The organism is Flavobacterium sp. NRK1 (assembly GCF_024054175.1).
Lineage (GTDB): Bacteria > Bacteroidota > Bacteroidia > Flavobacteriales > Flavobacteriaceae > Flavobacterium.
In genome coordinates, this window is record NZ_JAMXLA010000001.1 from 2,504,565 (window position 1) to 2,526,903 (window position 22,339).

At 35.4% G+C, this 22,339-nt stretch carries 20 protein-coding genes; 8 read left to right on the top strand and 12 right to left on the bottom strand.

What is annotated here, in order from left to right; all coding sequences use genetic code 11:
- Positions 1–282: 282 nt before the first annotated feature.
- From NHE85_RS11490 to NHE85_RS11500, 3 genes are all read right to left on the bottom strand, one after another.
- Positions 283–552 carry a hypothetical protein gene (locus NHE85_RS11490; protein WP_252812168.1) on the bottom strand — a complete coding sequence of 90 codons (270 nt, stop codon included), beginning with the start codon at positions 550–552 and terminating at the stop codon, positions 283–285.
- 45 nt (positions 553–597) lie between these two features.
- Entirely contained in the window at positions 598–1,368 is a 771-nt protein-coding gene (locus NHE85_RS11495) for a dienelactone hydrolase family protein (protein ID WP_252812169.1), read from the bottom strand.
- A 90-nt stretch (positions 1,369–1,458) separates the two neighbouring features.
- Complete coding sequence (locus NHE85_RS11500) at positions 1,459–2,007, bottom strand: type 1 glutamine amidotransferase domain-containing protein (protein WP_252812170.1); 549 nt, start codon at positions 2,005–2,007, stop codon at positions 1,459–1,461.
- 150 nt (positions 2,008–2,157) lie between these two features.
- On the opposite strand from NHE85_RS11500, the gene NHE85_RS11505 reads away from it, so the two are divergent.
- Positions 2,158–2,850, top strand: coding sequence for a DUF421 domain-containing protein (locus NHE85_RS11505; protein WP_252812171.1), 693 nt, complete (start codon positions 2,158–2,160; stop codon positions 2,848–2,850).
- A gap of 70 nt (positions 2,851–2,920) precedes the next feature.
- Here the strand turns inward: NHE85_RS11505 and NHE85_RS11510 are convergent, their stop codons facing one another.
- Entirely contained in the window at positions 2,921–4,123 is a 1,203-nt protein-coding gene (locus NHE85_RS11510; protein ID WP_252812172.1) for a hypothetical protein, read from the bottom strand.
- A 139-nt stretch (positions 4,124–4,262) separates the two neighbouring features.
- On the opposite strand from NHE85_RS11510, the gene NHE85_RS11515 reads away from it, so the two are divergent.
- The 3 genes from NHE85_RS11515 to NHE85_RS11525 all read left to right on the top strand — a co-directional run bounded on the left by NHE85_RS11515 (position 4,263) and on the right by NHE85_RS11525 (position 5,780).
- Positions 4,263–4,757: a GNAT family N-acetyltransferase gene (locus NHE85_RS11515; RefSeq protein ID WP_252812173.1), complete on the top strand. Its 495-nt coding sequence runs from the start codon at positions 4,263–4,265 to the stop codon at positions 4,755–4,757.
- 96 nt (positions 4,758–4,853) lie between these two features.
- Entirely contained in the window at positions 4,854–5,225 is a 372-nt protein-coding gene (locus NHE85_RS11520) for an STAS/SEC14 domain-containing protein (RefSeq protein ID WP_252812174.1), read from the top strand.
- 27 nt (positions 5,226–5,252) lie between these two features.
- Positions 5,253–5,780, top strand: coding sequence for a pyridoxamine 5'-phosphate oxidase family protein (locus tag NHE85_RS11525; protein WP_252812175.1), 528 nt, complete (start codon positions 5,253–5,255; stop codon positions 5,778–5,780).
- Between the two features lie 61 nt (positions 5,781–5,841).
- Here the strand turns inward: NHE85_RS11525 and NHE85_RS11530 are convergent, their stop codons facing one another.
- A complete protein-coding gene (locus NHE85_RS11530) occupies positions 5,842–6,792 on the bottom strand; it encodes a YihY/virulence factor BrkB family protein (protein WP_252812176.1) in 951 nt (316 codons plus the stop codon).
- A 229-nt stretch (positions 6,793–7,021) separates the two neighbouring features.
- On the opposite strand from NHE85_RS11530, the gene NHE85_RS11535 reads away from it, so the two are divergent.
- Positions 7,022–8,314 carry an NAD(P)/FAD-dependent oxidoreductase gene (locus tag NHE85_RS11535; protein WP_252812177.1) on the top strand — a complete coding sequence of 431 codons (1,293 nt, stop codon included), beginning with the start codon at positions 7,022–7,024 and terminating at the stop codon, positions 8,312–8,314.
- Here the strand turns inward: NHE85_RS11535 and NHE85_RS11540 are convergent.
- The 4 genes from NHE85_RS11540 to NHE85_RS11555 are packed head-to-tail and all read right to left on the bottom strand — an operon-like array spanning position 8,309 to position 16,268.
- Positions 8,309–8,455: a hypothetical protein gene (locus NHE85_RS11540; protein WP_252812178.1), complete on the bottom strand. Its 147-nt coding sequence runs from the start codon at positions 8,453–8,455 to the stop codon at positions 8,309–8,311. The two genes, NHE85_RS11535 and NHE85_RS11540, sit on opposite strands and share 6 nt — an antisense overlap.
- A 41-nt stretch (positions 8,456–8,496) precedes the next feature.
- Positions 8,497–8,781: a hypothetical protein gene (locus NHE85_RS11545; RefSeq protein ID WP_252812179.1), complete on the bottom strand. Its 285-nt coding sequence runs from the start codon at positions 8,779–8,781 to the stop codon at positions 8,497–8,499.
- Between the two features lie 42 nt (positions 8,782–8,823).
- Positions 8,824–11,142 carry a BamA/TamA family outer membrane protein gene (locus NHE85_RS11550; RefSeq protein WP_252812180.1) on the bottom strand — a complete coding sequence of 773 codons (2,319 nt, stop codon included), beginning with the start codon at positions 11,140–11,142 and terminating at the stop codon, positions 8,824–8,826.
- Positions 11,143–11,171: 29 nt separating this feature from the next.
- The gene (locus NHE85_RS11555) at positions 11,172–16,268 is read right to left on the bottom strand and encodes a translocation/assembly module TamB domain-containing protein (RefSeq protein WP_252812181.1); all 5,097 of its coding nucleotides are present in this window, start codon (positions 16,266–16,268) and stop codon (positions 11,172–11,174) included.
- Between the two features lie 184 nt (positions 16,269–16,452).
- Here NHE85_RS11555 and ppk1 point away from each other — a divergent pair, with 184 nt between their 5' ends.
- A complete protein-coding gene (ppk1, locus tag NHE85_RS11560) occupies positions 16,453–18,465 on the top strand; it encodes a polyphosphate kinase 1 (protein WP_252812182.1) in 2,013 nt (670 codons plus the stop codon).
- Here the strand turns inward: ppk1 and NHE85_RS11565 are convergent.
- Entirely contained in the window at positions 18,462–19,043 is a 582-nt protein-coding gene (locus tag NHE85_RS11565; protein ID WP_252812183.1) for a pseudouridine synthase, read from the bottom strand. The two genes, ppk1 and NHE85_RS11565, sit on opposite strands and share 4 nt — an antisense overlap.
- A 66-nt stretch (positions 19,044–19,109) precedes the next feature.
- Here NHE85_RS11565 and NHE85_RS11570 point away from each other — a divergent pair, with 66 nt between their 5' ends.
- Entirely contained in the window at positions 19,110–19,574 is a 465-nt protein-coding gene (locus NHE85_RS11570) for an SRPBCC domain-containing protein (protein WP_252812184.1), read from the top strand.
- A gap of 139 nt (positions 19,575–19,713) precedes the next feature.
- On the opposite strand, the gene NHE85_RS11575 is transcribed toward NHE85_RS11570, so the two are convergent.
- On the bottom strand, positions 19,714–20,991 hold the full coding sequence (locus NHE85_RS11575) for an acetyl-CoA C-acetyltransferase (RefSeq protein ID WP_252812185.1): 1,278 nt from the start codon (positions 20,989–20,991) through the stop codon (positions 19,714–19,716).
- A 143-nt stretch (positions 20,992–21,134) separates the two neighbouring features.
- On the opposite strand from NHE85_RS11575, the gene NHE85_RS11580 reads away from it, so the two are divergent.
- On the top strand, positions 21,135–21,371 hold the full coding sequence (locus tag NHE85_RS11580) for a hypothetical protein (protein WP_252812186.1): 237 nt from the start codon (positions 21,135–21,137) through the stop codon (positions 21,369–21,371).
- Positions 21,372–21,527: 156 nt separating this feature from the next.
- Here NHE85_RS11580 and NHE85_RS11585 read toward each other — a convergent pair whose 3' ends face one another.
- A complete protein-coding gene (locus NHE85_RS11585) occupies positions 21,528–22,211 on the bottom strand; it encodes a cell division ATP-binding protein FtsE (RefSeq protein ID WP_252812187.1) in 684 nt (227 codons plus the stop codon).
- Positions 22,212–22,339: the final 128 nt, after the last annotated feature.

A 22,339-nucleotide genomic window follows, 5' to 3' on the forward strand; every position in this document is an offset into this window, starting at 1 on the left:
AAATATAATAATATTGGGATTGAATAATCTATATGCTTTAAAAGTAGAAAGCCTTTGCATTTGCAAAGGCTTTCTGTTTTAATTAGTCAAGTTAGGGCAACTGAGTTGCCTAAACTTTTCCGGATGCTCCATACGCACATCCTGCTCTGAATTAATATGAATATCAACAGATGTTTTCATCATTGACTCGAAAAGATAATCATAATATTCTGCATTCTCTTTTCTTTCAACTTCCTTCGCTGCTTCTATCGCATCCCACTCTTTTTGCGCTTCCTCAAAACTTTAAAATTCTGTTACATATAAATTCAATTTTACCCAAACAAGCATAGGCATATCTGTCATTTTTCTCATATGTTTTTTTTTTACAAATGGATATAGAAGACTATCCGCTATTTTATAGCTTTCGGAATCTAATTGTTTTATATATAATTCTTTTAGTTTATTGTATCGAATAGTGTACTCATTAGTAATGCTGTCCTTTTTTAAAGGACTTGTTTGTCCAGCAACAGACTTGCAGATTATCACTAAGATAATTAAGAGTGATTTTTTCATTAAAAATAGTTGTGGGTACTAAAGTAGGGAAAACATTTAAGAGAATCATTTTCTTACAAATAATTCGTCTAAAAACAACATAAAGTGTTCCCATGAACGTTTGTCTGCTTTTTCATTGTAGGCTGCGCCTTTACTGTTATCATTTCCCGCTTCTTTCTCTGTAAATGCATGTACAGCATTACTGTAATATATCATTTGCCAGTCGGCATTACCTTCATTCATTTCTTTCTGAAACGCTTCTATATCTTTTTGTGGTACATGAGGGTCGTCTGCACCATGTAGTACAAGTACCTTGGGCTTTATAGCATCATTTTTTCGTGAAGCATCTTTACCTAAATCTCCGTGAAAGGTTACTATTCCTTTTACATTCATACCTGCACGTGCAGCTTCAAGAGCACCTGTACCACCAAAACAATATCCAATGACAACTATATTATCAGCGTCGGCTCCGCTTTGTATTAATTGTTCTAAAGCCAGGGCAATGCGCCTTTGATAGGCTTTGTAATCATTTTTATAAAAGCCTGCAATTTTTCCTGCTTCCTGTGGTGTGTTAGGATAGTTGCCTTCGCCATATATATCAGCTATGAAAGCATGATAACCCAATTTAGAAAGTTTTTCAGCCACTTCTTTACAATGGTTATTTATACCAAGCCATGTCGGTAATATAAGAATACCTGGTTTTTGTTTAAGTGCTTTTATCGGTTTGGCTGCAAAGCCATTAAGCTTTTGGTTTCCGTCGTTATAAGTAACAGGTTTTAATTGCGCATTTGCATTTAGTACCATAAGGGTAAGCAGTATTGTTATTTTGGTTCTCATTATTTTATTTTTAAGTAAATATAAAAAAAGAAAGCTTTTATACTATAATAGTATAAAAGCCTTCCGGTGAATCAAAGTATCAACCTTGAATTAACTTCTTTGAAGTTCATGTTTTCCTTCTTTTATTTCTTCTACCATCTTTTTGTTAAAGGCAGGCAGATCATCAGGGGTACGGCTTGTAACAAGTCCGTTATCTACAACAACTTCTTTATCTACCCACTTCGCACCTGCATTCTGCAGATCCTTTTTAACTGAATGGAAAGATGTAAGTTCCCTGCCATCTACTACCTCGGCATTAATTAATAGTTGAGGCCCGTGGCAAATAGCAGCTACAGGTTTCTTTTCATCAAAAAAAGCTTTTACAAATTTGATAGCGCTTTCTTCTCTTCTTAACAAGTCAGGATTTATAACTCCTCCAGGTAAAACAAGCGCATTATAATCGGAACATGAAACTTCGTCAAGTGTATAATTTACATCATATTCGTTACTCCAGTTACCATTTGCCCAAGCTTTAATTTTACCGCTTTTAAGGCTTACAATATCGGCTGTCCATCCTTGCTCTTCTAAATATTCTTTTGGCGATTTAAGTTCGCTTTCTTCAAAACCGTTGGTTGCCAGTATGGCTACTCTTTTGTTCATAGTTGTAATTTTTTTGTTGTTAGTAATTAAGTGTTATAAAAGTACTACAGCTATTTTGGCTTTACTTCTAATGCAGTATTAAAGTTGTGCTAATGTTTGTTAATGAGAGAGATAGTCTTACTAATTTTAGCATGACAATTCTGATACTATATGGAAAATATATTTGAGTGGAAACGATTGCTGTTTAATGATCTGCCTGTAAAATTTCTTTTTGAGGTAATATTCAGAACAGTGATTATGTTTATTATAGTGCTGTTGACACTTAGATTTGCCGGAAAAAGAGGGGTAAAGCAGTTATCTGTTTTTGAAGTGGTAATTATTATTTCTCTGGGTTCTGCCGCCGGCGACCCCATGTTTTATGAAGATGTAGGATTGATACCTGCAGCAACAGTTTTTGTAATAATTTTATTTATGTACAGAACTATTACATGGCTTTTGGCAAAAAGCAAAAGATTTGAAAATTTTATGGAAGGTAAAATACAGTGTATAATAGAAGATGGTCAGTTTTCAATTCAGAATTTTGAAAAAGAAGATCTTGCGCTTGATGAATTTTTTGCCGAGATGAGGCTTAAATCAGTTGAACATCTTGGACAGCTGAGAAATGCTTATATGGAAACCAATGGAGATATAAGTGTGTTTTTCTACGAAGATAAAGATGTGAGATATGGTTTGCCAATCAGGCCGCAGTTATTTAATTTAAAAAGTACTGTTATACCTAAAGCAGGTATTTATGCCTGTACTTTTTGTGCGAATACACAGCGGTTGGAACCTACTACAGGAAAATGTACAGTATGCGGAAGAAACGAATGGGTTGAGGCAATAAATATAAGGAGAATAGTCTAAATTGTTAATTAAAAAAGAGCATCGCTTTTACAACGATGCTCTTCACTCAAATATATTAAATAGAATTAACTTAACCTCTTCTTGAATTACCACCGGAAGAACGGGCAGGTGCACTGTTTTGCCTTGCCGGTGCAGGTATACTTCTCATACTCGGAGCACTGCTTCTGGAAGGAGTACTTATAGTACTGCTTCTTAGAGGTGTACTTTGTTGCTGCATACTGCGTGATGGTGCGCTGCGCTCTATTTTTGCTGGTTGTGGCGTTTGGGTTCTTACAGGTTCGCTGGTTCTCATTGTATTGCTGCTTCTATTGCTTCTTGAAGGCGTAGCAGTCCCGGTATTTCTTACAGTTTGCGAACTTCTTGTGCGTGGTGCTGCATTATCATTATTTGCAGATCTTACTGAAGTACCGCTTTTTTTCACTGTATTTATATTTGACCTGCTAACATTATTAGAACGGGAAGCATTTGTAAATGAACTTCTTGTTGCCGATCCTGCACCTCTGTTTGCTCTTGTGCTATTTCTGGAATTTCCTCTGCTTTGTTCAAGCGCATATCGGTTATTTACATTATCATTTCTGCTGCTAAAGGATGTGTTTGGATGCAGTCTTTCATAATCGTTCTGCCTTCTTGAACTATATAATGCAGCTGCGCGGGAACTTCTCCTCGTATTTGCATATACATAAGTATTTCTTGGATTTATATAAGTATGCACATGATGTCTGTACCTGTAAACAGGATAAGGGGCCCAGTAGCTGTAATAAGTTGGATAATAACCCCAATACCACGGTGAGTAGTAAGGGCGGTAGCTGCTTACCCAAAAAATATCAAATATTGCCGGACGGTACACATATACAGGCTCGTATATATAATTAGAACCATACATATATACATCTCCCACCACCTGTACCTGAACATTATTATTTCTGTCGCGTTCAACCTCTATAGTTGCAACGTCCTGGAAAGTATCTGCACCAAGCACAGCCTGTATAATAATAAGGTGGGTATTGTCCTGATTTGCTTCTATTACTCTAAGATAATCTACTCTGTTGTCACCATTAAGGTCAAGATTAGAAATTTGCGTCTCAGGATTATTAAGCCTTCTCTCAAAGTCTTCAAGATCACTTGAGTCACCAAATATAGATGCCACGGCCTTCAGGTCAAGATTGTCACTTATATCGCTGTTATTTGCCCTTACTGTAGTTATATCCTGTGCAAATGCATCTGCAGAAAGAAACATCGTAAAAAGGGCTATATGTTGTAATATCGTTTTCATGATTTATAAGTTTAGGTATGCCCGGTCAAATTGTTTTTTATTGTTTGATTAGCATTATCCAATTACTATGCCAATAATTTTTTTATACCTTTATACCCTTCCAAAAGACCAATATATACAGGTTTTTTAATTTATACAAATGATGCAGATAAGAAGAGCTACTCCTGAAGACTTTGAAATTATATATAACCTTGCAGTGAATACATGGAATGTTACTTATGAGAAAATACTCTCAAAAGAACAACTGGATTATATGCTTGATATGATGTATAGCCTTAATGCTATAACCGATCAGATTTTGGTTAAGGGGCATCATTTTATTCTTCTTTCAGAGAATAATAATTATTTGGGTTTTGCTTCTTATGAGCTAAATTATCTTTCGGGAATTGCCAAACTGCATAAACTTTACGTATTACCTGAAACTCAGGGAAGGGGAGCAGGAAAGCTTTTAATTGATAAAGTAGAAGAAGCTGCAAAGAGAAATGGCAATAATATTGTTAGCCTTAATGTTAACCGTTATAATAATGCTGTAAACTTTTACATTAAAAACGGTTATAAAAAAATAAAAGAAGAAGATATTGACATAGGCAGTGGTTACCTTATGGAAGATTTTATAATGGAAAAAAGCCTTTAAAGTTTATCATAATTTTCGGTTTATATTATGATGCCAATAACACATGTTTAATGGTATTAAGAGTAACTTTATAATTATAATATAAAGCTGAAAATCATGATAGTACAAATTCCCGACCTACCGGATACTATGGTAGGATTCCGTGCGGACGGAGAAGTTACCAAAGAAGATTTTGAAATTGTAAAATTGCAGGTTGCCAATCTTGTTGAAAAAACAGGGCAGCTTAATTATTTATTATTTCTTGACAATTCTCCTGCCGATTTTACTCTTGGAGCGTGGATGCAGGACGCATTGCTTGGTATTAATCACATAACTAAATGGAAACGTGCCGCAATTATTACAGATTCTGAAACTGTAATTAATTTCACATCGGCATTTAGTAAAGTAATGCCGGGAGAATTCAGAGGCTATCATAAAACAGATTATCAAAAAGCGGTTGACTGGGTTTCAGGACGCGATGATAAATAATTTTATAACCAACTAAATTTAATATATATGTCAGATTCAAATTCTAAAGATAATTTTAAAGATTTATCAAGTACAGAGGCTATTAAGAAAATTAAAGAAATGGCCGAAGATATAGGTATTTGTATGTTTTGTACAGAACTTTCGTTAAGGCCTTTCCCAACAAGGCCAATGAGCCTTCGTGAAGTGGATGATCAGGGTAATCTTTGGTTTTTAAGCTCAAAAAAAAGCAATAAAAATTTTGAGATAGGCCATGATGATGAAGTTCAGCTTATATTTTCCAAAAATGCTGATGCACATTTTTTATCGGTTTTCGGAAAAGCTATAATTTATAAAGATAAAGCACATATTGATGAGTTATGGACTCCTATTGCTAAAGCCTGGTTTGAAGAAGGAAAAGAAGATCCGGATGTAACTGTTATTAAGGTAGAGCCTAAAGATGCTTATTATTGGGATACCAAATATGGTAAAATGATTTCAATGATAAAATGGGCTGCCGGAGCTATTACCGGGAATATGGACGATGATGCCGGTGTAGAAGGAAGGCTTAAAATTTAAAACAATAATTCTTGTATATAAATTGCCCCGGATATCATTGATGTCCGGGGCAATTTAATTTTTATTCCTCATGCCTTGACGGAATATAATCTACTTGTTTTTCTGTTTCTTTCTGTTCAATATACACTGCATAATCTGCCGGTTTTATCCTTGCTCCTTTAAAGCAGGCATATTCACGTGTAAATTCGGCACCAAAATACAATATTGCTGCAGTATAATATACCCACAAAAGTATAACTATTATAGAACCCGCAGCTCCATAAGGTGATCCTGCAGCAGTTGTTTCAATATATATTCCAATTATATATCGTCCAAGCATAAAAAGCAATGAAGTAAAAAACGCTCCGGCTTTTACATCTTTCCAGGCAATTTTGGCATCGGGCAAAACTTTAAAAATAACTCCGAATAATATAGTTATTACCATAAAACTTACAGCCAGATTCACTCCGTTAATTACTATAAGAGTCAGGTCAGGAAAATAAGATTTAAGTACATCTTTAAGTGTCATAAGTACACCATTAATTATTAAGGATACAATTAATAAAAAACTTAAGCCTATTATTATTGAACCGGATAGCAAACGGTCTTTTATAAGTTTTAGCCATCCTCTTTTAGGTTTAGCTTTTACCCTCCATATCATATTTATAGAATCCTGTATTTCACCAAAAACAGTGGTTGCACCTATTACAAGTGTTATACCTCCTATTATTACAGATAGTGTTGTTTTGCCCGATAATTCAAGGTTGCTTATTATTTGCTGTACCTGTGCTGCAGCTTCATTACCTATAAGCCCGTTAATTTCGGCAAATATTCTTCCTTCGCTGGCTTCTTTACCAAAAAATGCTCCTGCAAGCGATATTATTAATAATAACATAGGAGCAAGCGAAAACATTGTGTAATAGGATAACGAAGCACTTAATTTCAGTCCTTTATCCGCCATGAATCCTTTTAATGTGTCTTTTAATAGCTTCCCTGTGTTCTTCAATGATTTTTTGCTAAAATAGTTCTTCATAATAATAGTGGCTTTTCATTATAAAAATACATATAGTGTAAGGCATACACTACCAAATTAACATAACTATAAATAAACTTTTCGTATTTGCTATACAAACTGAAACTCTTAATAAAACTGTCCTCAAAAGCCTAATTATTTCACAAAAACCATTATATGAACCCATTAATCATTGTTAGTTAGCGGTAATATACTTAACTTTATAAAGGCATTTTTAATATTAAAGTAAATGAAAATAATAGTAGTTGGGGGTGGCTTTGCGGGTATAAACCTTGCTAAAGGACTTGCAGGAGATAAAAACTTTGATGTAACTTTTGTAGATAAAAATAATTATAATTTTTTTCCACCTCTTATTTATCAGGTGGCTACAGCTTATCTTGAACCTTCCAGTATAAGTTATCCTTTCAGAAAATTATTTGTTCATAATGGAAATATTCATTTCCGATTAGGCGAAGTGCTTTCTGTAAAGCCTGAAGAGAATAAGGTTGTATTAAATAACGGTGAACTTGAGTATGACCGTTTAGTGTTTGCTACGGGAGCTGAAACTAATTATTTTGGAATGGAAAATGTGCGCAAGAATGCCATACCCATGAAAACGCTTAATGATGCTATTGAAATGCGTAATAAATTATTACAGCGCATGGAGAAGGCTGCAGTATGTAAAAATAGTCGTGAGCGCCGTAAATACCTTAATATTGTAGTTGCTGGTGGCGGGCCTACCGGGGTTGAAGTTTCGGGGATGTTTGCCGAAATGCGTAATGGTGTTTTAAGAAGGGAATATCCGGAGCTTTCTACAAGTATCAGTAACATATACCTTGTAGATGGTGGAGATGCAGTACTTGCACCAATGAGCAAAAAATCTCAAAAAGATACCTATGACGCGCTAACTAAACTTGGAGTTATAGTCAAGCTAAATACCAGGGTGGTGGATTTTAAAGATGATATTGTGTATTTTCATAATGGCGAAACCATAACTGCTAAAAACCTTATTTGGGCAGCCGGAGTATCGGCAAGAACTTTTGATGGCATACCTGCTGAAAGTTACGGACGCGGAAGAAGATTTAGTGTAGACGGATACAATAAAGTAGTAAATACTAATAATATTTATGCAATAGGGGATACCTGTATTATGACAGGAATTGATGCTGCTTTTCCTGACGGCCACCCGCAATTGGCACAGGTTGCCATACAGCAGGGAACACTGCTTGCCAAAAATTTTAAGAACGAAATAAAAAATAAGCCTTTGAAGACTTTTAAGTATAACGATAAAGGTTCAATGGCAATTATTGGTAAAAATAAGGCTGTAGCAGATATACCTAAACCTGAAATGCATTTTAAGGGCTTTATAGCCTGGGCAATGTGGTTGTTCATCCACCTCATGTCTCTTATAAGCTATAGAAACAGAATAACTACTTTTTATAACTGGATGGTTGCTTATTTCTCTAAAGACCAGTCTTTAAGAATGATTATAAGGCCGGATAAAAGCAGAAAAAAAGATGAGGTGACTTCAGGTGTTTCATAACCATATTTTTTCTTCTCCTGTTGCATCAAGTATATCTATTTTAAGGGCAAGCTTAAAATGTTCTGCAACTTTAAAAGCATCAGCTTTATCGTTGGTCTTATAAAAAGTAATATGCTTGTTGCCATAAAAAAGATTTAGCAATATAACATCTGTAGATGTTGTGGCTGATGCAGATATAACATTTACCGTCTGGCTTTCTTTGTCTTAAATACTGAAACGTATTCAAATTCAGGGCAGTTTTTCCATTTACCAAATTTAATTCCGAAAACAGACCATATAGACCTGTAGGTTTTACTGGTAATATCTATTTCAGAACCTTCAGTAGCAACAAAGTTTATTCCCAGTGCCAGAAATATAAAACCAAAGATTATATTTTCGGTCATGGTTATTACTCCAAGAGCGATTAATGCACATCCTAAAATGGTTTTGCCTATAAGATTTTTTTTGGTATAAGTAATTATGTGCATTTTATACAGGGTTATAATCCAAATATAAGTAAAAGCAACATATTAAAAAGGATATCCGATAGCAAGGTTAAAAACTAAATTCTCTTTACGCCAGTTTTTACTTCCAAAATCAATATCATCTATAACCCAGCGCTCTCCCTCAGGCAGATACGGTTTTCTTAAAGGCCAGGCCATGTCAAGCCTTAAAACAAGAATGGACAGATCCACACGTAACCCGGCTCCGGTACCAACTGCTAATTCACTCATAAATTTACTACTGAATTGAGAGCCGGGCTTATTTTCATTTTTATTCCAGAGCCATATATTTCCGGCATCCACAAACAGTGCACCATGTATTACACTAAAAAGTTTTGCCCTGTATTCCGTATTCATTTCCAGCTTTAGATCTCCTGACTCATCTGGTAAAAAATTGTCTGTATCTATATTTTTAGACCTGTATGTACCTGGACCTATAGATCTTGCCCTAAATGCTCTTATACTATTTGTACCGCCTATAAAAAACTGTCTTATAAAAGGAAGTTCAGAAGAGTTGCCGTAAGGCAAACCTACACCTGCAATTATTCTGCTGGCAAGCTGAGAATTTTTCCCAAGCCTTAAATAATGCCTGAAATCATGTTCCATTTTAGCAAACTGGCTAAAAGCAATGCCGAATACTTTACTGGGGTCATCTTTACTGGCTCCGCTTAAAAGCCCTGCCATAGTACCTGCAAGATCAAAAGATCCTTTATAGTAAAAAGTATGTTTCTTTCGTTTCTGCATTGTATTTGTATAGGTGAATGAGTAGGTAGGGCCAAATATAAGCTGCTTTTCAATTACTTTTTCTAAAGGCGAAACACCTTCCTTATCTCTTGATTCATCTATTTGTTGCCTGTAAAGATCTGTTACGCTTGCAGGGCTTACAAAGTTTATATTTGTAACTAACAATTCCTGCTCTGTATATCTGTTATTTTTCCATAAATAACCAAAATTTGCTTTAAATGAATTTAATGAATACAGTTTCGCCCTGTTTTGGTATTCATAATTTATTAAAGCCCGTGTTTTAGGCACATAAGCGCTGGAATCTGCAATATGTATAGGAGATATAAATCGGGGCCAGGTAATACTTGCCTCGCCACCTACGCGATATACATTAAAGCCTTTATTCTGACCCGATACCTGTACTTCAAGCCCGCCAAATACACTCAGGTTAACAAGTTCTGCTGCTCTGAATGAGTTACGGTTACTCCAGTTAACATTAACTTCAGAACCATTGTAATTGGCCGAATTGGTTTTTCCCAGTACTTCAATCCTGATCGATTTTCGGGGCAGGGGAGTAAGATAATAATATACATCAAGGGCATTCGGAACAGAGTCTGAAAGACGGAATTGATTTTTTACAAACTTAAAAGTACCAAGGTTAACAAGCCTGTTTAAAGATAAATTATGGTCGCGCCGGCTATATTTATCTCCCTTATGAAAAAACAATGTACGATCGAATATAAGAGGCCTGAAGGTATGTTCAGGATCAGTTATAATAAAATCTTTATATCTGGTAACCGAATCCTGCGAGGTAATTAGTGTATCTTTTGCAGTAGATAAAGAATAATTAGGATATACATAAATGTCATCTATAGTATATACTTTTTTTGCCCTTTCAGGGGTTTCATCTTTTATTTTTACTATAAGGTCTACCTGATGGTCTCCTACTGTACTATCCACCTGTACAAGAATATAATCAGGGTTAAAATAATAATACCCTTTGTTTTTAAGGCGGTTATCTATTCTTTCTCTCTCATTTTTAATTACTTCCAGATTATATGGACGGCCTTTTTTCAGCCTGCTTCTGCGCTTTAGGTGTGCCACAGTACTATCTATTTCTGAAGCTGTAGAATCGCCGGCGTAAATTACTTTTCTTATTGTGTACTGCTGGCGTGGCGTAACAGTATAAAGTGCTTTTGCCCTTTTGTGTGATGAGGTAGAATCTGCAGAGGTACGGGTTTTAAAATAACCTTTATTTTCTGAATAGTTCAGAAGTATATCTGCATTATAGTCCAGATCTACCTGGCTAAAAAGCACAGGAGGTTCACCTACTTTTGTACGGAGCCAATGGCGGAAACCTTTTTCTTTTTTAGGTTCACCTGCAATATTATAAAACCATAATTTAGGGCGCAGGCCTAAAAAAGTACGGTTAGGTTTTGGGCGCAGGAGGTCTTCAAGCTCGTCTTCCATAGCTTTACGGTCTTTGCGCTTCATAACAGTATCTTTAACCGTAACTTCACCGCCTACATATAGCATTTCGCCTTCAGGCAGGTATTTTGTATTACTGCATCCGTAAGCAAAAAGCAACGCTATTATAAAATAATATTTAAACTTATTATTCATTTTTTATTTGTGCATTTATCAGAATCTTTCTAATTATCATCTGCATTAGTTTCAGTATCATCAGGTTTTTCAGATGCTTCCTGTTCTATTTTTTCGCGTTCTTTTCTTCTGCGCTCCATTTTTTCCCGCTGCTTGCGTTCGCGTTCTCTTCTTATAGCTTCTTTTTCTTCAGCAGTTCTGTGGAAAAGTTCCCTGAATTTGTCATAATCCATTGTAATTACAAAGGCTACACCTGTTTCTATAACCTGACCTTGTAATGCTACCTGATATTCGTTTTTTCTATAGGCCCTTATAATATAGCGGCCGTCTTTAGTTAGCTGATAATCTGCTGAAAGATCACCTGCAATATTGCTTGTATCTTCATTTGCCTGCTGGCCTTCAAGTCCAAAACTGCTTCCTACAGTAACTTTAAGCCTGTCGTTTAAAAGGCGTTTAGATACTGCAACATTCAAATCTGTGCGGTTTTGCTGTTCCCCTGTAGAATAATTATCTGAAGATTCCAAATCAAAATTAAGTTCAACACCCTGAACTATATCTGCCGCCAGGTTATTAAGCTGTTGTGATAGTATTTTGCTTACGCTTTGTCTTGCAAGAGTTTCACCGCTGGTTCCGCCTGCCTCGCTCGAAAAAGGGTTTTCTCCAATAAAACGGTTAAGTAATAGTACAGCAAATACCTGTTTATTTAATTCGGATGGTTCCTGACGAAGCTGATCAAGTTTGCTTTTAGTCAGGTTTACTACATTCGTTGGTACATTATAATTGCCATCAGGTACTACAATATCAAAAGACAGTTCAGGTTTAAGCAATTCGCCATTAATCTTTAAAAGTGTATTAATAGGTATTTTTTGCTTAAAAGTATTTCTGTCAGTAGTTATTTGCTGATCTACCAGGTCTATAGGAGCAATTTCTGTTTTATAGACTGCCGTAATGTTTACAGTAGCATCTGTAGGCTCACCTGTCCATAAAATATAACTGCCTTCCTGAATATCAAATTTACGTTTAATAAAATTAAAAGTCATTTGATAAGACCCGTCGTTAAATTCATATCTGCCAGTTAAAGTTGTTTTTCCCGATTCGTCTATACCACCGGTAAGCTGTGCTTCTCCTTTAAGCTGCAGGTAGTCGCCGTTACCTTTGTCGATAATAAGGTTCAGTTCGGCTTCTTTAACAATCTCTATATCTACCGATGCAATGATTCCTTTAACATTTGTACTGTTCAGCGTTTCTTCCATTTTAAGACGCTGTTTAATTTCCATGTTATCCTGATCAATAAATTCTACAACACCTTCCCTGTCTGCAATAGAAGGATCCTGCTGCGGCAGTACAACAGTGAATTTTGTGTCTTTATTTATTCTTAAATTGCCATCTACAACAGGTTTATCAAGTGTGCCCTTTATATTGAGATTGGTATCTAAAAACAGATCACCATAATAAAAATCATTATCTTTTGCAGCAGAGTTTACAGCCCTGAAGTTTTCTGCTTTTACTTTTAGGTCAAATCCAAATTCCCTGTAATTAGTTGTTGCTATATTTCCATTAATAACAAGCTCATTATTTTTTTCATCTTCAATAGCAAAATTATTTAAGCTGATACCACTTTCCGTAAACTGTATATTGTCATTTATACCTTTAAAGTAAGAGTTTAGCTGTGTAACTCTCAAGGCAACATCATTAAATCTTAAATTTCCATTAACATCAGGTTCGGTTGCTGTACCTTTTATTTTAAAATTACCCGAAAGGTACCCTTTACCATCTTTTATAGCACCCATACTAAAAGCCTGCAGGCTGGCAATATTAAGTTTATTTATATCAGCATTTAAATCAAAACTTTTTGTGGTAGTTGTATAGTCACCCTTAATAGTAGTCTGGTTACCCTGCCCATCTATAATTATTTCTGCATTATAAGTGTTGGTAACTTCATTATTAACCCTGATTTTTATATTGCCTACAGTATCTTTACTTATAGCAAGGTCTGTAATGTCAATATCAGAAGTAAAAACAGGAGAACTTGTTAAATCGCGCAGTTCAGCATTTCCATTCATACTGCCCGTAATTTTTAATTCCTGTTTGTTTATTATATTAGTAAGGGTTTCAATTTTAAAACTTTTAAGTTCAACATTTAATGGAGCATTTGGTGTTTCTGAAGCAGATTGCAACTTTAACGATCCATTATCACTACTAATTTCGAAATTGCTGGCATATATACCGTCTCCTCCAAAACGCAGCTCATTACCCTGAGCAATATTCCACTCCTCATAGTTAAGTTTCAGGCCTTCCGGGTCTAATGATAGTATAGTATTTTTATCTGTAGCCTTTAATTGTCCGGTTATTAAATATTGTTCTTCTTTCTTTCTATCCTGAATCTGTAATTTATAAGTAATGATATTATCTTTTACATTACCGCTTAAATCTGTATGTGATAAAAGAAACTGGTCATTTTGTACCTGATCTATCACAAAATTATAAGCAAGGGCATCTTCTTCATTATGAACATTCATATTAACACCTGATATTGTATTTGTACCATACACAACTCGGGGAATAGTTCCTTTTATGTTAATACTGTCATTTGCACTATTGTAATTGCCTTCTATTTTTATGGGTTCAAGGCGTTTTATCTGAGGAATTAATTTGTATATAACAGGATCATTATCCACTACAAGTCCGAAATCAAATTGCTGCGGCAGATTAGATTTTTTTGCAGTTGCCGGCGCAGTACTATAGTATTTTGAAATAGTATTGGTTAATGCAGTTCCTATTTCCGTAAGTTTATATTTTCCCTTGATGTAAGCATTTGCAAAAGGAGCTTTTACCACAATAGCGGTAGTATCTGGTTTTGTTATTGCTGATATCGTTATGGAGTCTATGGCAAATTCTTCTTTATCGTTAACAAACATAAAGCTGTGCAGCTTAACAATACCATTAAGATTATCAGGATTGGCATCGGTGATATCTGCATCCACATTTCCACGCAATTTTAGAGGACCGGCATGAAGGTTAAGTTTATCCAGGTCCGCTATATCTACATTTAGCCTTATTTTTCCATTGGGATATTTTCCGTTAAAGCCTCCGTTGGCTGTTAATTGAAATTCCAAATTTGGATCTGCCATATCGGCTACAGCATCAAATTTTCCATTGTTTATTTTTCCGTCAACATTCAGATTTTTGTACACATAGCTGTTGTAATCTGCTTTAATAACTTTTGCTTTAACTCTGCCATTGGCAGTTTGAGGATCCAGGCCGGTACCTTTAACTTTTGCTTTAAGGGTAATTCTGCCAATAGAGTCATTAGATATTAATGTACCCACATCAAAATTATCAATATCTATATCTGCATCATATAATTCATTATTTTTTCTTCGCTTATCAAAAACAGCCTTAACTTTTGCATTACCAAAACTGCTTGTAATAGAAGCATCGGCATTAAAATTATCCAGTTTGCCTTTAAATTTTGCTTTTGCAGACAGTTTGCCGGGTAATTGTATATTGGCAGGCAAAGTACCTTTTGGAATATAGGTATTAATATCTTTTGATGTTGAACTAAAAGCCCTTACATCCATATCAAACCATGCAGTTTTTACATCAGGTAAACCCGTTATTCGTCCGCGGGCAGCTATTGTTGTAGCGCCAATACCGCTTACTTCAAGATTTTCTATAGTAATATCGCTAACTTTACCATTAACCCGGCTGTCAATTTTAAGTATTCCGTTTGGATTGCCTTTAAACGGAGCTGTATCAGCAAGGGTAGGTACAAAAAGCAAAACATCTTTAAAACCTACCTGGCTGCCATCCAGATTTGCATCTACAGAAAGATTTCCAATATCCTTAGTAACAAATTCCAGCGAAGGATAAGCAACTACAATTTCATCTTTAACCAGCGTTTGAGGAGTTTTTAAATAAAGTTTTTTTAGTTGAGCACCTTTCGAATTGTATAAGAAATTAGTATGGAATTCATTTATTACGAGTCCGCTTTTATCTTTTACAGTTAATGTTTTAATTTTTCCTGATATTTCATCAGTTGAATAAGAGAAATCATCACCTTCAATATTTAAATTGGAAATATCAAGATGTTTATAGTCTATTCCTTTGGTTACAGGAGCACTATTCTGGTCATCAAATTTAAAGGCAACATTTTTAATATCGGTATTATCCAGCTTAAACTTCCATTGCGCTTCCTGTACTGCTTTAGTTTTTTCAGGTAATTTTTCTTTTACCTGCTGTTCAAATTTACCAATAGCCAATTGCCCTTTAAGATTTTCAATTTCAAGTGTTTTAAGATCTATAAGCTGTGCTGTAAGGTCAATTTCATTAACTTCAGTAAAAAGCTTTTTAAGTGCAAGCCCGGTGTCCAGGTGGCTTCCTTCATTATCATAGCCAACATTTATATTAGCCAGGTCTATTTTACCAAGTTTGAGTTTAAGGTTTGGTTTTTCAGATGCCTGCTCCGCTGCTTTCTGTGTACTTTGAGCAATTTGTTCAAGCATTCCCTGTTGAAGGGTTAACTTAAGGCCGTCCAGATTTATTTTAGGAACTTCAAATTCCATTTTATCGAGATCGAAAGTCTTTATTTTGGTGTCAAAATGGCCAATAGTAGCACTTAGGTTGTTTTTTGATATTTTATCATCAAATTTTGCTCTTATATTATCAAGATTTACTCTTTTTATAGAGAATTTCATTGGAGCAGAAGTGGTATCCTTAGGTTTGTCTGAAGCAAATGCGTCAATAATGTAATCAAAGTTGAAAACAGAATCTTTATCACGTGATACATTGGCAACAATACCTTCAAGATCTATTGAGTTTATTTCTACCTCATTGCTTAAAAGTTTAAAAAGGCTTATGTCAATAGCCAGTTTTTTTCCGGAAAATAAAGTGTCTCCCTGTTGGCTTTCAAGATATACGCCTTCTACTATAACTTTCTTTGGCAGACCAATTTCAATCCGGTCAATATTTACATCGGTGCCAATTTTCTTTTCCAGATAACTAACAGCTTTGTTTTTAACAATATTCTGTATATAAGGTACTTGAATTAATAGTACGATCAGCAGGAACAATCCTATGATTGAGCCTGTTATCCAAAGGAATATTTTTAAGCCTTTGCGTAAGTATTTTTTGAGCTTTGCATTCATTTTCAACCCTAAAAATAGGTATTATAAACACAGTACTTATTTAAAATTTTGCTAAAAAATTACTTACAAAAATTTCAAAAGTATATTCTTACAGTTTTTTATGTTTATAGTTTATTGGCAAGGCATAACAAAAACTTAACTAATGATATAGTATAAGTTTGTAATTTTATGCTTATTTATAGCTATGTCTCAAACAGATACCTTTATACAACCTATTCCTGTGCGTTACCTCGACAGGGATCTTAGCTGGCTTATTTTTAATGAAAGAGTGCTTGCAGAAGCTGCTAAAGAAAATGTGCCACTCCTTGAAAAAATAAAGTTTTTATCTATATATTCTTCAAATCTTGATGAATTTTACCGCGTACGGATACCTGCTTTAATGGCATTAAAAAAGCTTACATCTAAAAAAACAGAATCTTCAGGTAAGTCGTATAAAAAATTACTTAAGCAAATTAATACTGTTGTTTACAGGCAGCAGCAAATGTTTGGTGAATTATTTACAGATCATATTCTTTCTGAGCTTGAATTTGAAAATATAGAACTTGTTTATGACAGGCCAATTCCCGAGGTAATAAGTGTTCAGGCCGAGAATTATTTCTTCACGCGCGCTCTTGCTTATATTAAATGCATGGAGCTTAACACAGATACCGACTTTTTTACAGAAAATAATAAGCTTTATTTTTTGGTATCTATTACAGATAATAATGGAAATAATTGCTTACATATTGTAAATATTCCATCAGAGGAGATACCACGCTTTTTTAGTGTGGTAAAAGGAGACAAGCAATATATACTTTTTATTGATGATATTATAAAAGAGCATCTTGATGCAGTTTTTCCCGGATATACGATCAATGGCGCATACAGTTTTAAAATAACCCGAGATGCGGCTCTTGAATTTGATGATGATTATGAAGAAGGCCTGGCTGCCCAAATGGAAAAAAAAATTGCAAAACGTGATTTTGGTATTGCAACCCGTTTTTTGCATGACAATAAAATGCCATCAGAATATCTGGAGGTCCTTATAGCCTTACTAAACCTTAAAGGCGCTAATGTAATGAAGGGTAGCAGTTATCATAATCTTAAAGATCTTTCAGAATTACCGATTCACAGAAAGGCACTCGAATATCCTGAATGGCCTTCTGTTCCTTATATTTTTTCGGGTAAATTATTATTAAATGATATAGAAAAACAGGATGTGATAATACACACGCCTTATAATTCTTATGATACAGTACTGCGTTTTTTTAACGAAGCATCTGTACATCCGGAAGCAGAGGAGATTTATGTAACCGTATATCGTATGGCATATGATTCACGTATCGCCAATGCTTTAATAAGCGCTGCACGTAATGGAAAAAAGGTTACTGTTATTGTAGAGCTAAAAGCCCGTTTTGACGAATCTAATAATATTAAATGGTCTAAAAAACTAAGTGATGCGGGAGTAAATATTATTCATAGTGTGCCTTCACTCAAGATACACGCTAAAATTGCCCTTATAAAGTTTAATAAATCTCATAATGTAAAAGCTTTAGGGCTGTTGGCAACGGGTAATCTTAATGAAAGCACGGCTCGTTTTTACACAGATCATATATTGCTTACAGCACATGCAGGAATTACTTCAGAACTTAAACAGGTATTTAAATTTCTTAGCCTGATGAAGAAACCTGAGAAAGAAGATCATTTTAATTATAAACATTTACTGGTAGCTCAATTTAATCTTAGGGATAAATTTATAACACTTATAGATAGGGAAATTGAAAATGCAACAAAGGGGCTGCTTTCAGGTATTACAATTAAGCTTAATAATCTTGAAGAGAAAGTATTGATAGATAAACTTTATGAAGCATCATCGGCCGGAGTGAAAATACATTTAATTGTGAGGGGTATTTGCTGCCTATTGCCGGGTGTTGCCGGTTTAAGCGAAAATATTACTGTAAAACGAATCGTGGACCGATACCTTGAACATGGTCGTATTTTTATTTTTTGCAATAATGGCAATCAGGAAGTATTTCTTGGTTCTGCTGACTGGATGAACCGGAATATATACAGGCGAATAGAAGTCTGTTTTCCCTTATATGATGATAAACTTAAGGAGGAAATGATTAGGCTTATGGATATCCAGCTTGAAGAAGCTGATACAGATGAAAAGCGCTCACAACAGAAAATATATGAGTTTTTAGCGGCTAAGAGCTAAAGATCAAATTTCTGTATTTCCTTAACTTCGCCGGGCTGTAAGTTGCCCAGCAGCACATTGCCAACACGTACTCTTACTAAACGCAGGGTAGGAAAGCCTACAGCGGCTGTCATTTTGCGTATCTGCCTGAATTTACCTTCGGTAACAGTAATAGATACCCAAGAGGTAGGACCGTGGCGTTCATCTCTTATTTTTCTTCCCCTTTCAGGGAAATCGGGCTTAGTTTCTATACTATGTGCTTCGCAAGGGCGTGTAATATACCGCGTGCCTTTAAAGCCTATTTCTACGCCTTTTTTAAGCTGTTCTATGGCTTCAGGGGTTATAACCCCATCTACCTGGGCATAATACTCCTTTTCTACTTTTTTACTTCGCACAATTTCACTCATCATGCCATCGGTAGTAAGCAGTAATAAACCCTCAGAATCTTCGTCAAGCCTTCCTATAGCCATAGTTCCTTCCGGGAAACCATAAAGTTCTCCCAGTAATTTTTTATTGCGCTTAAGATTGTAGATAAACTGGCTCAGATAACCAAAAGGTTTATATACTATGAAGTGATGGAACTCATTAGGTGTAATCATTTTGCAAAGATAATTTTTTATCAGATTTCCTATATTTGTTAGTAACAAACAATAAATCAACAAAAAATGAAACCTCAAACCCTTGAAATTAAGACTGGTATTCAAATACAGAAACCGGTAAATGAAGTTTTTGAAGCTATTGTGGATCCCTCCAAAATGTCTAATTATTTTATTTCAAGCGGTTCTGGTCGTATGGAAGCGGGGGCTGAACTTATATGGCGTTTCCCTGAAATTGATGTGGATGTACCTGTTCGAGTAGGTAATGTAAGAGAAAATGAATATATATCTTATTATTGGGATAATGACAAAAATGAAATGTTTGTAGAAATGACACTTACATCACGTGGAAGCGACACTATAGTTATTGTTACAGAAAAAAGTGCTGCGAACGATGAAGCGGGTATAAAGTGGTTTGGTAGTAATACTGAAGGCTGGGCAAACTTTTTGGCTTGTTTAAAAGCATGGCTGGATCATGGTGTACACTTAAGAAAAGGTGCCTTTGATTATAGGTTTGATAAGAATAGTAAATAAAGCAAGGGAGTGTATCAAAAATGTCATTCTGAACGCAATGCAATGAAGTGAAGAATCTCAACCATCTAATGTATAATAGATTCTTCCTTCGTCAGAATGACAAAAAGCGCTTAAATAAATACTTTTAAGACAACACCTTTTATTTTTCTAATATAACGGTCATTCCCTGTCCGCCTGCAGCACAAACAGATACAAACCCGCGTCCGTTGCCTTTTTCGTGAAGCAGTTTAGCCATAGTAGCAAGTACCCGCCCACCGGTTGCAGCAAACGGATGCCCTGTTGCAAGGCTGCTGCCGTTTACATTTAGTTTAGCCGGGTCTATAGCACCTAATGCCTCAACTCCAAATTCTTTAGAAAGCTCAGGGCTCTCCCATATTTTTAATATTGCCAGTACCTGTGCTGCAAAAGCTTCGTGTATTTCATAAAAATCAAAATCCTGAAGCGTGAGTCCGGCTTTTTTAAGCATGCGCGATGCAGAATATACGGGGGCTAAAAGTAAATTATGCTTGTTTTGCACATACTCTATTGCTCCCATTTCAGCATAGGTTATGTAGGCAAGTATAGGTAAGTTATGTTCTTTAGCCCATCCTTCACTGGCTAATAAAAGACAAGATGCCCCATCGGTGAGCGGTGATGAATTACCTGCCGTTAATGTACCATGCTCTTTGTCAAAAGCAGGCCTTAACCTTGCAAGCTTTTCCATAGATGTATCACGTCTCATATTATTGTCCTGTTCAAGGCCAAGAAAAGGAGACAGCATATCGTTAAAAAAGCCCCTGTCTGTAGCGGCAGCCATTTTTGAATGGCTTTGCAATGCATAAGCATCCTGTTCTTCCCGTGATATTTTATAATATTTAGCTGTAAATTCAGTATGCCCGCCCATAGAAAGGCCTGTACTGGGCTCAAGATTTTCCGGAGCTACGGGTATAAAATCTTTCAGCTTTATTTTGGCAAGCTGTTTTAATTTATCAAAAGTGCTTTTTGTACGTCGGACTGATAAAAGTATCTTTCTGATATGTTCATTGAACTCTAAAGGAACATTACTTGTAGAATCTACACCTCCGGCAATACCGCATTCTATTTCCCCTAATGCAATTTTATTTGCAATATACACAGCCGATTCAATACCGGTATTACATGCCTGTTGAATATCGCATGCTGGGGTTTTAGGATCTAAGGACGTATGAAGCACGCATTCCCGCATTAGGTTTATTTCCCAGCTGTGTTTAATAACAGCGCCTCCTGCCACTTCGCCAAGCTCTTTCCCCTTAAGGTTGTAACGGTCTATAAGCCCGTTAAGTGCTGCTGTCATCATGTCCCTGTTGTTGGCGCTGGTATATGCGGTATTATTGCGGGCAAAAGGAATACGGTTGTACCCTACAATAGCGGCCCTGCGTAGTGGTTTGTCTGTTGGCATGAGGAATGGTTTTAGACTGACTAAGTTACAAAAATATGCTGTAGGTACTACATTAGTAATGTTGTAATATAATGCAATGATAATATTTGAATAATACCCACTACAATTAATGTTTTAAGATTTGCATTACCAAAAACAACATTATGGGACTATTTGATAAACAGGAAAAAAAACTTAGAAAAGAGTTTAATAAAAAGAATAAAGCCTACTGTGAAGAGGGTTATAAAGAGCTGGAAGAATTATATGAAGAATTAAGAACAGCGTATAAAACACTGGATGATGTAACTGAACAATTTACTGCTTTCAGGCAAACAATTGCAGAAAAATTAAATGATGGAGAAAATGCCAAAATGGATTCTTTTTTAAAGCGGTTTAAGTAGATAGATAAAATAGCTCGGGATGCTGTAAGAGATGTTCATGATTTGCTAAGAAGCCAGAAGAAACGTTTAAGAGAAGTAATGAATGATGAATAATTATTCAAAAAGAAACAGGCTCCCAATCGGAAGCCTGTTTTTATATTTAAAAAGGAATTGTTTTTAAACAGTTCTTTGTACAACTTCAAATATTGTACCGCCTTCGCATTTTAATGTTTTGCTAGGAAATTTCATTAATAAAGCATAGTCATGCGTTGCCATGATAATAGTTTTACCATTTTGATTTATCTGGCGTAATAATTGCATCACCTCAACACTGGTTTGGGGATCTAAATTACCAGTTGGTTCATCGGCAAGAATTACTTCAGGGTCATTAAGCAGGGCACGGGCTACAGCTATTCTCTGCTGTTCTCCTCCAGATACCTGGTGTGGCATTTTATGAACGGCATTTTTAAGTCCTACTTTATCCAGTACCTCATTAATTTTTACATCCATTTCCTGTTTTTCACTCCAGCCGGTAGCTCTAAGCACAAATAGGAGGTTGTCATAAACATTTCTGTCAGGCAAAAGTTTAAAGTCTTGAAATACAATGCCTATTTTTCTTCTTAGGTAAGGTATGTCGCGTTCTCTTAGTTTTCTAAGGTTATAATCTACAAAATTTCCTGCACCTTCTTTTAATTTAAGATCGGCATAAAGCGTTTTCATAAAACTACTTTTACCTGATCCTGTTTTACCAATTATATAAATAAACTCACCGTGGTTAACATTAAGGTTAATGTTAGACAATACGGCATTGTTATCCTGGTAAATGGTAACATCTTGTAATGATAATACAGGCTGCGACATAAATTTTAGGGTGTTTGTTTTGGTAAAAGTAATAAGTTAAAGGCGGTATTCAAAATTTTATTTTAAAGGCACTGAGCTTTAAGTTATAAAGCTTTACAAAGCACGGCATATTGTTTTTTATAACGTGT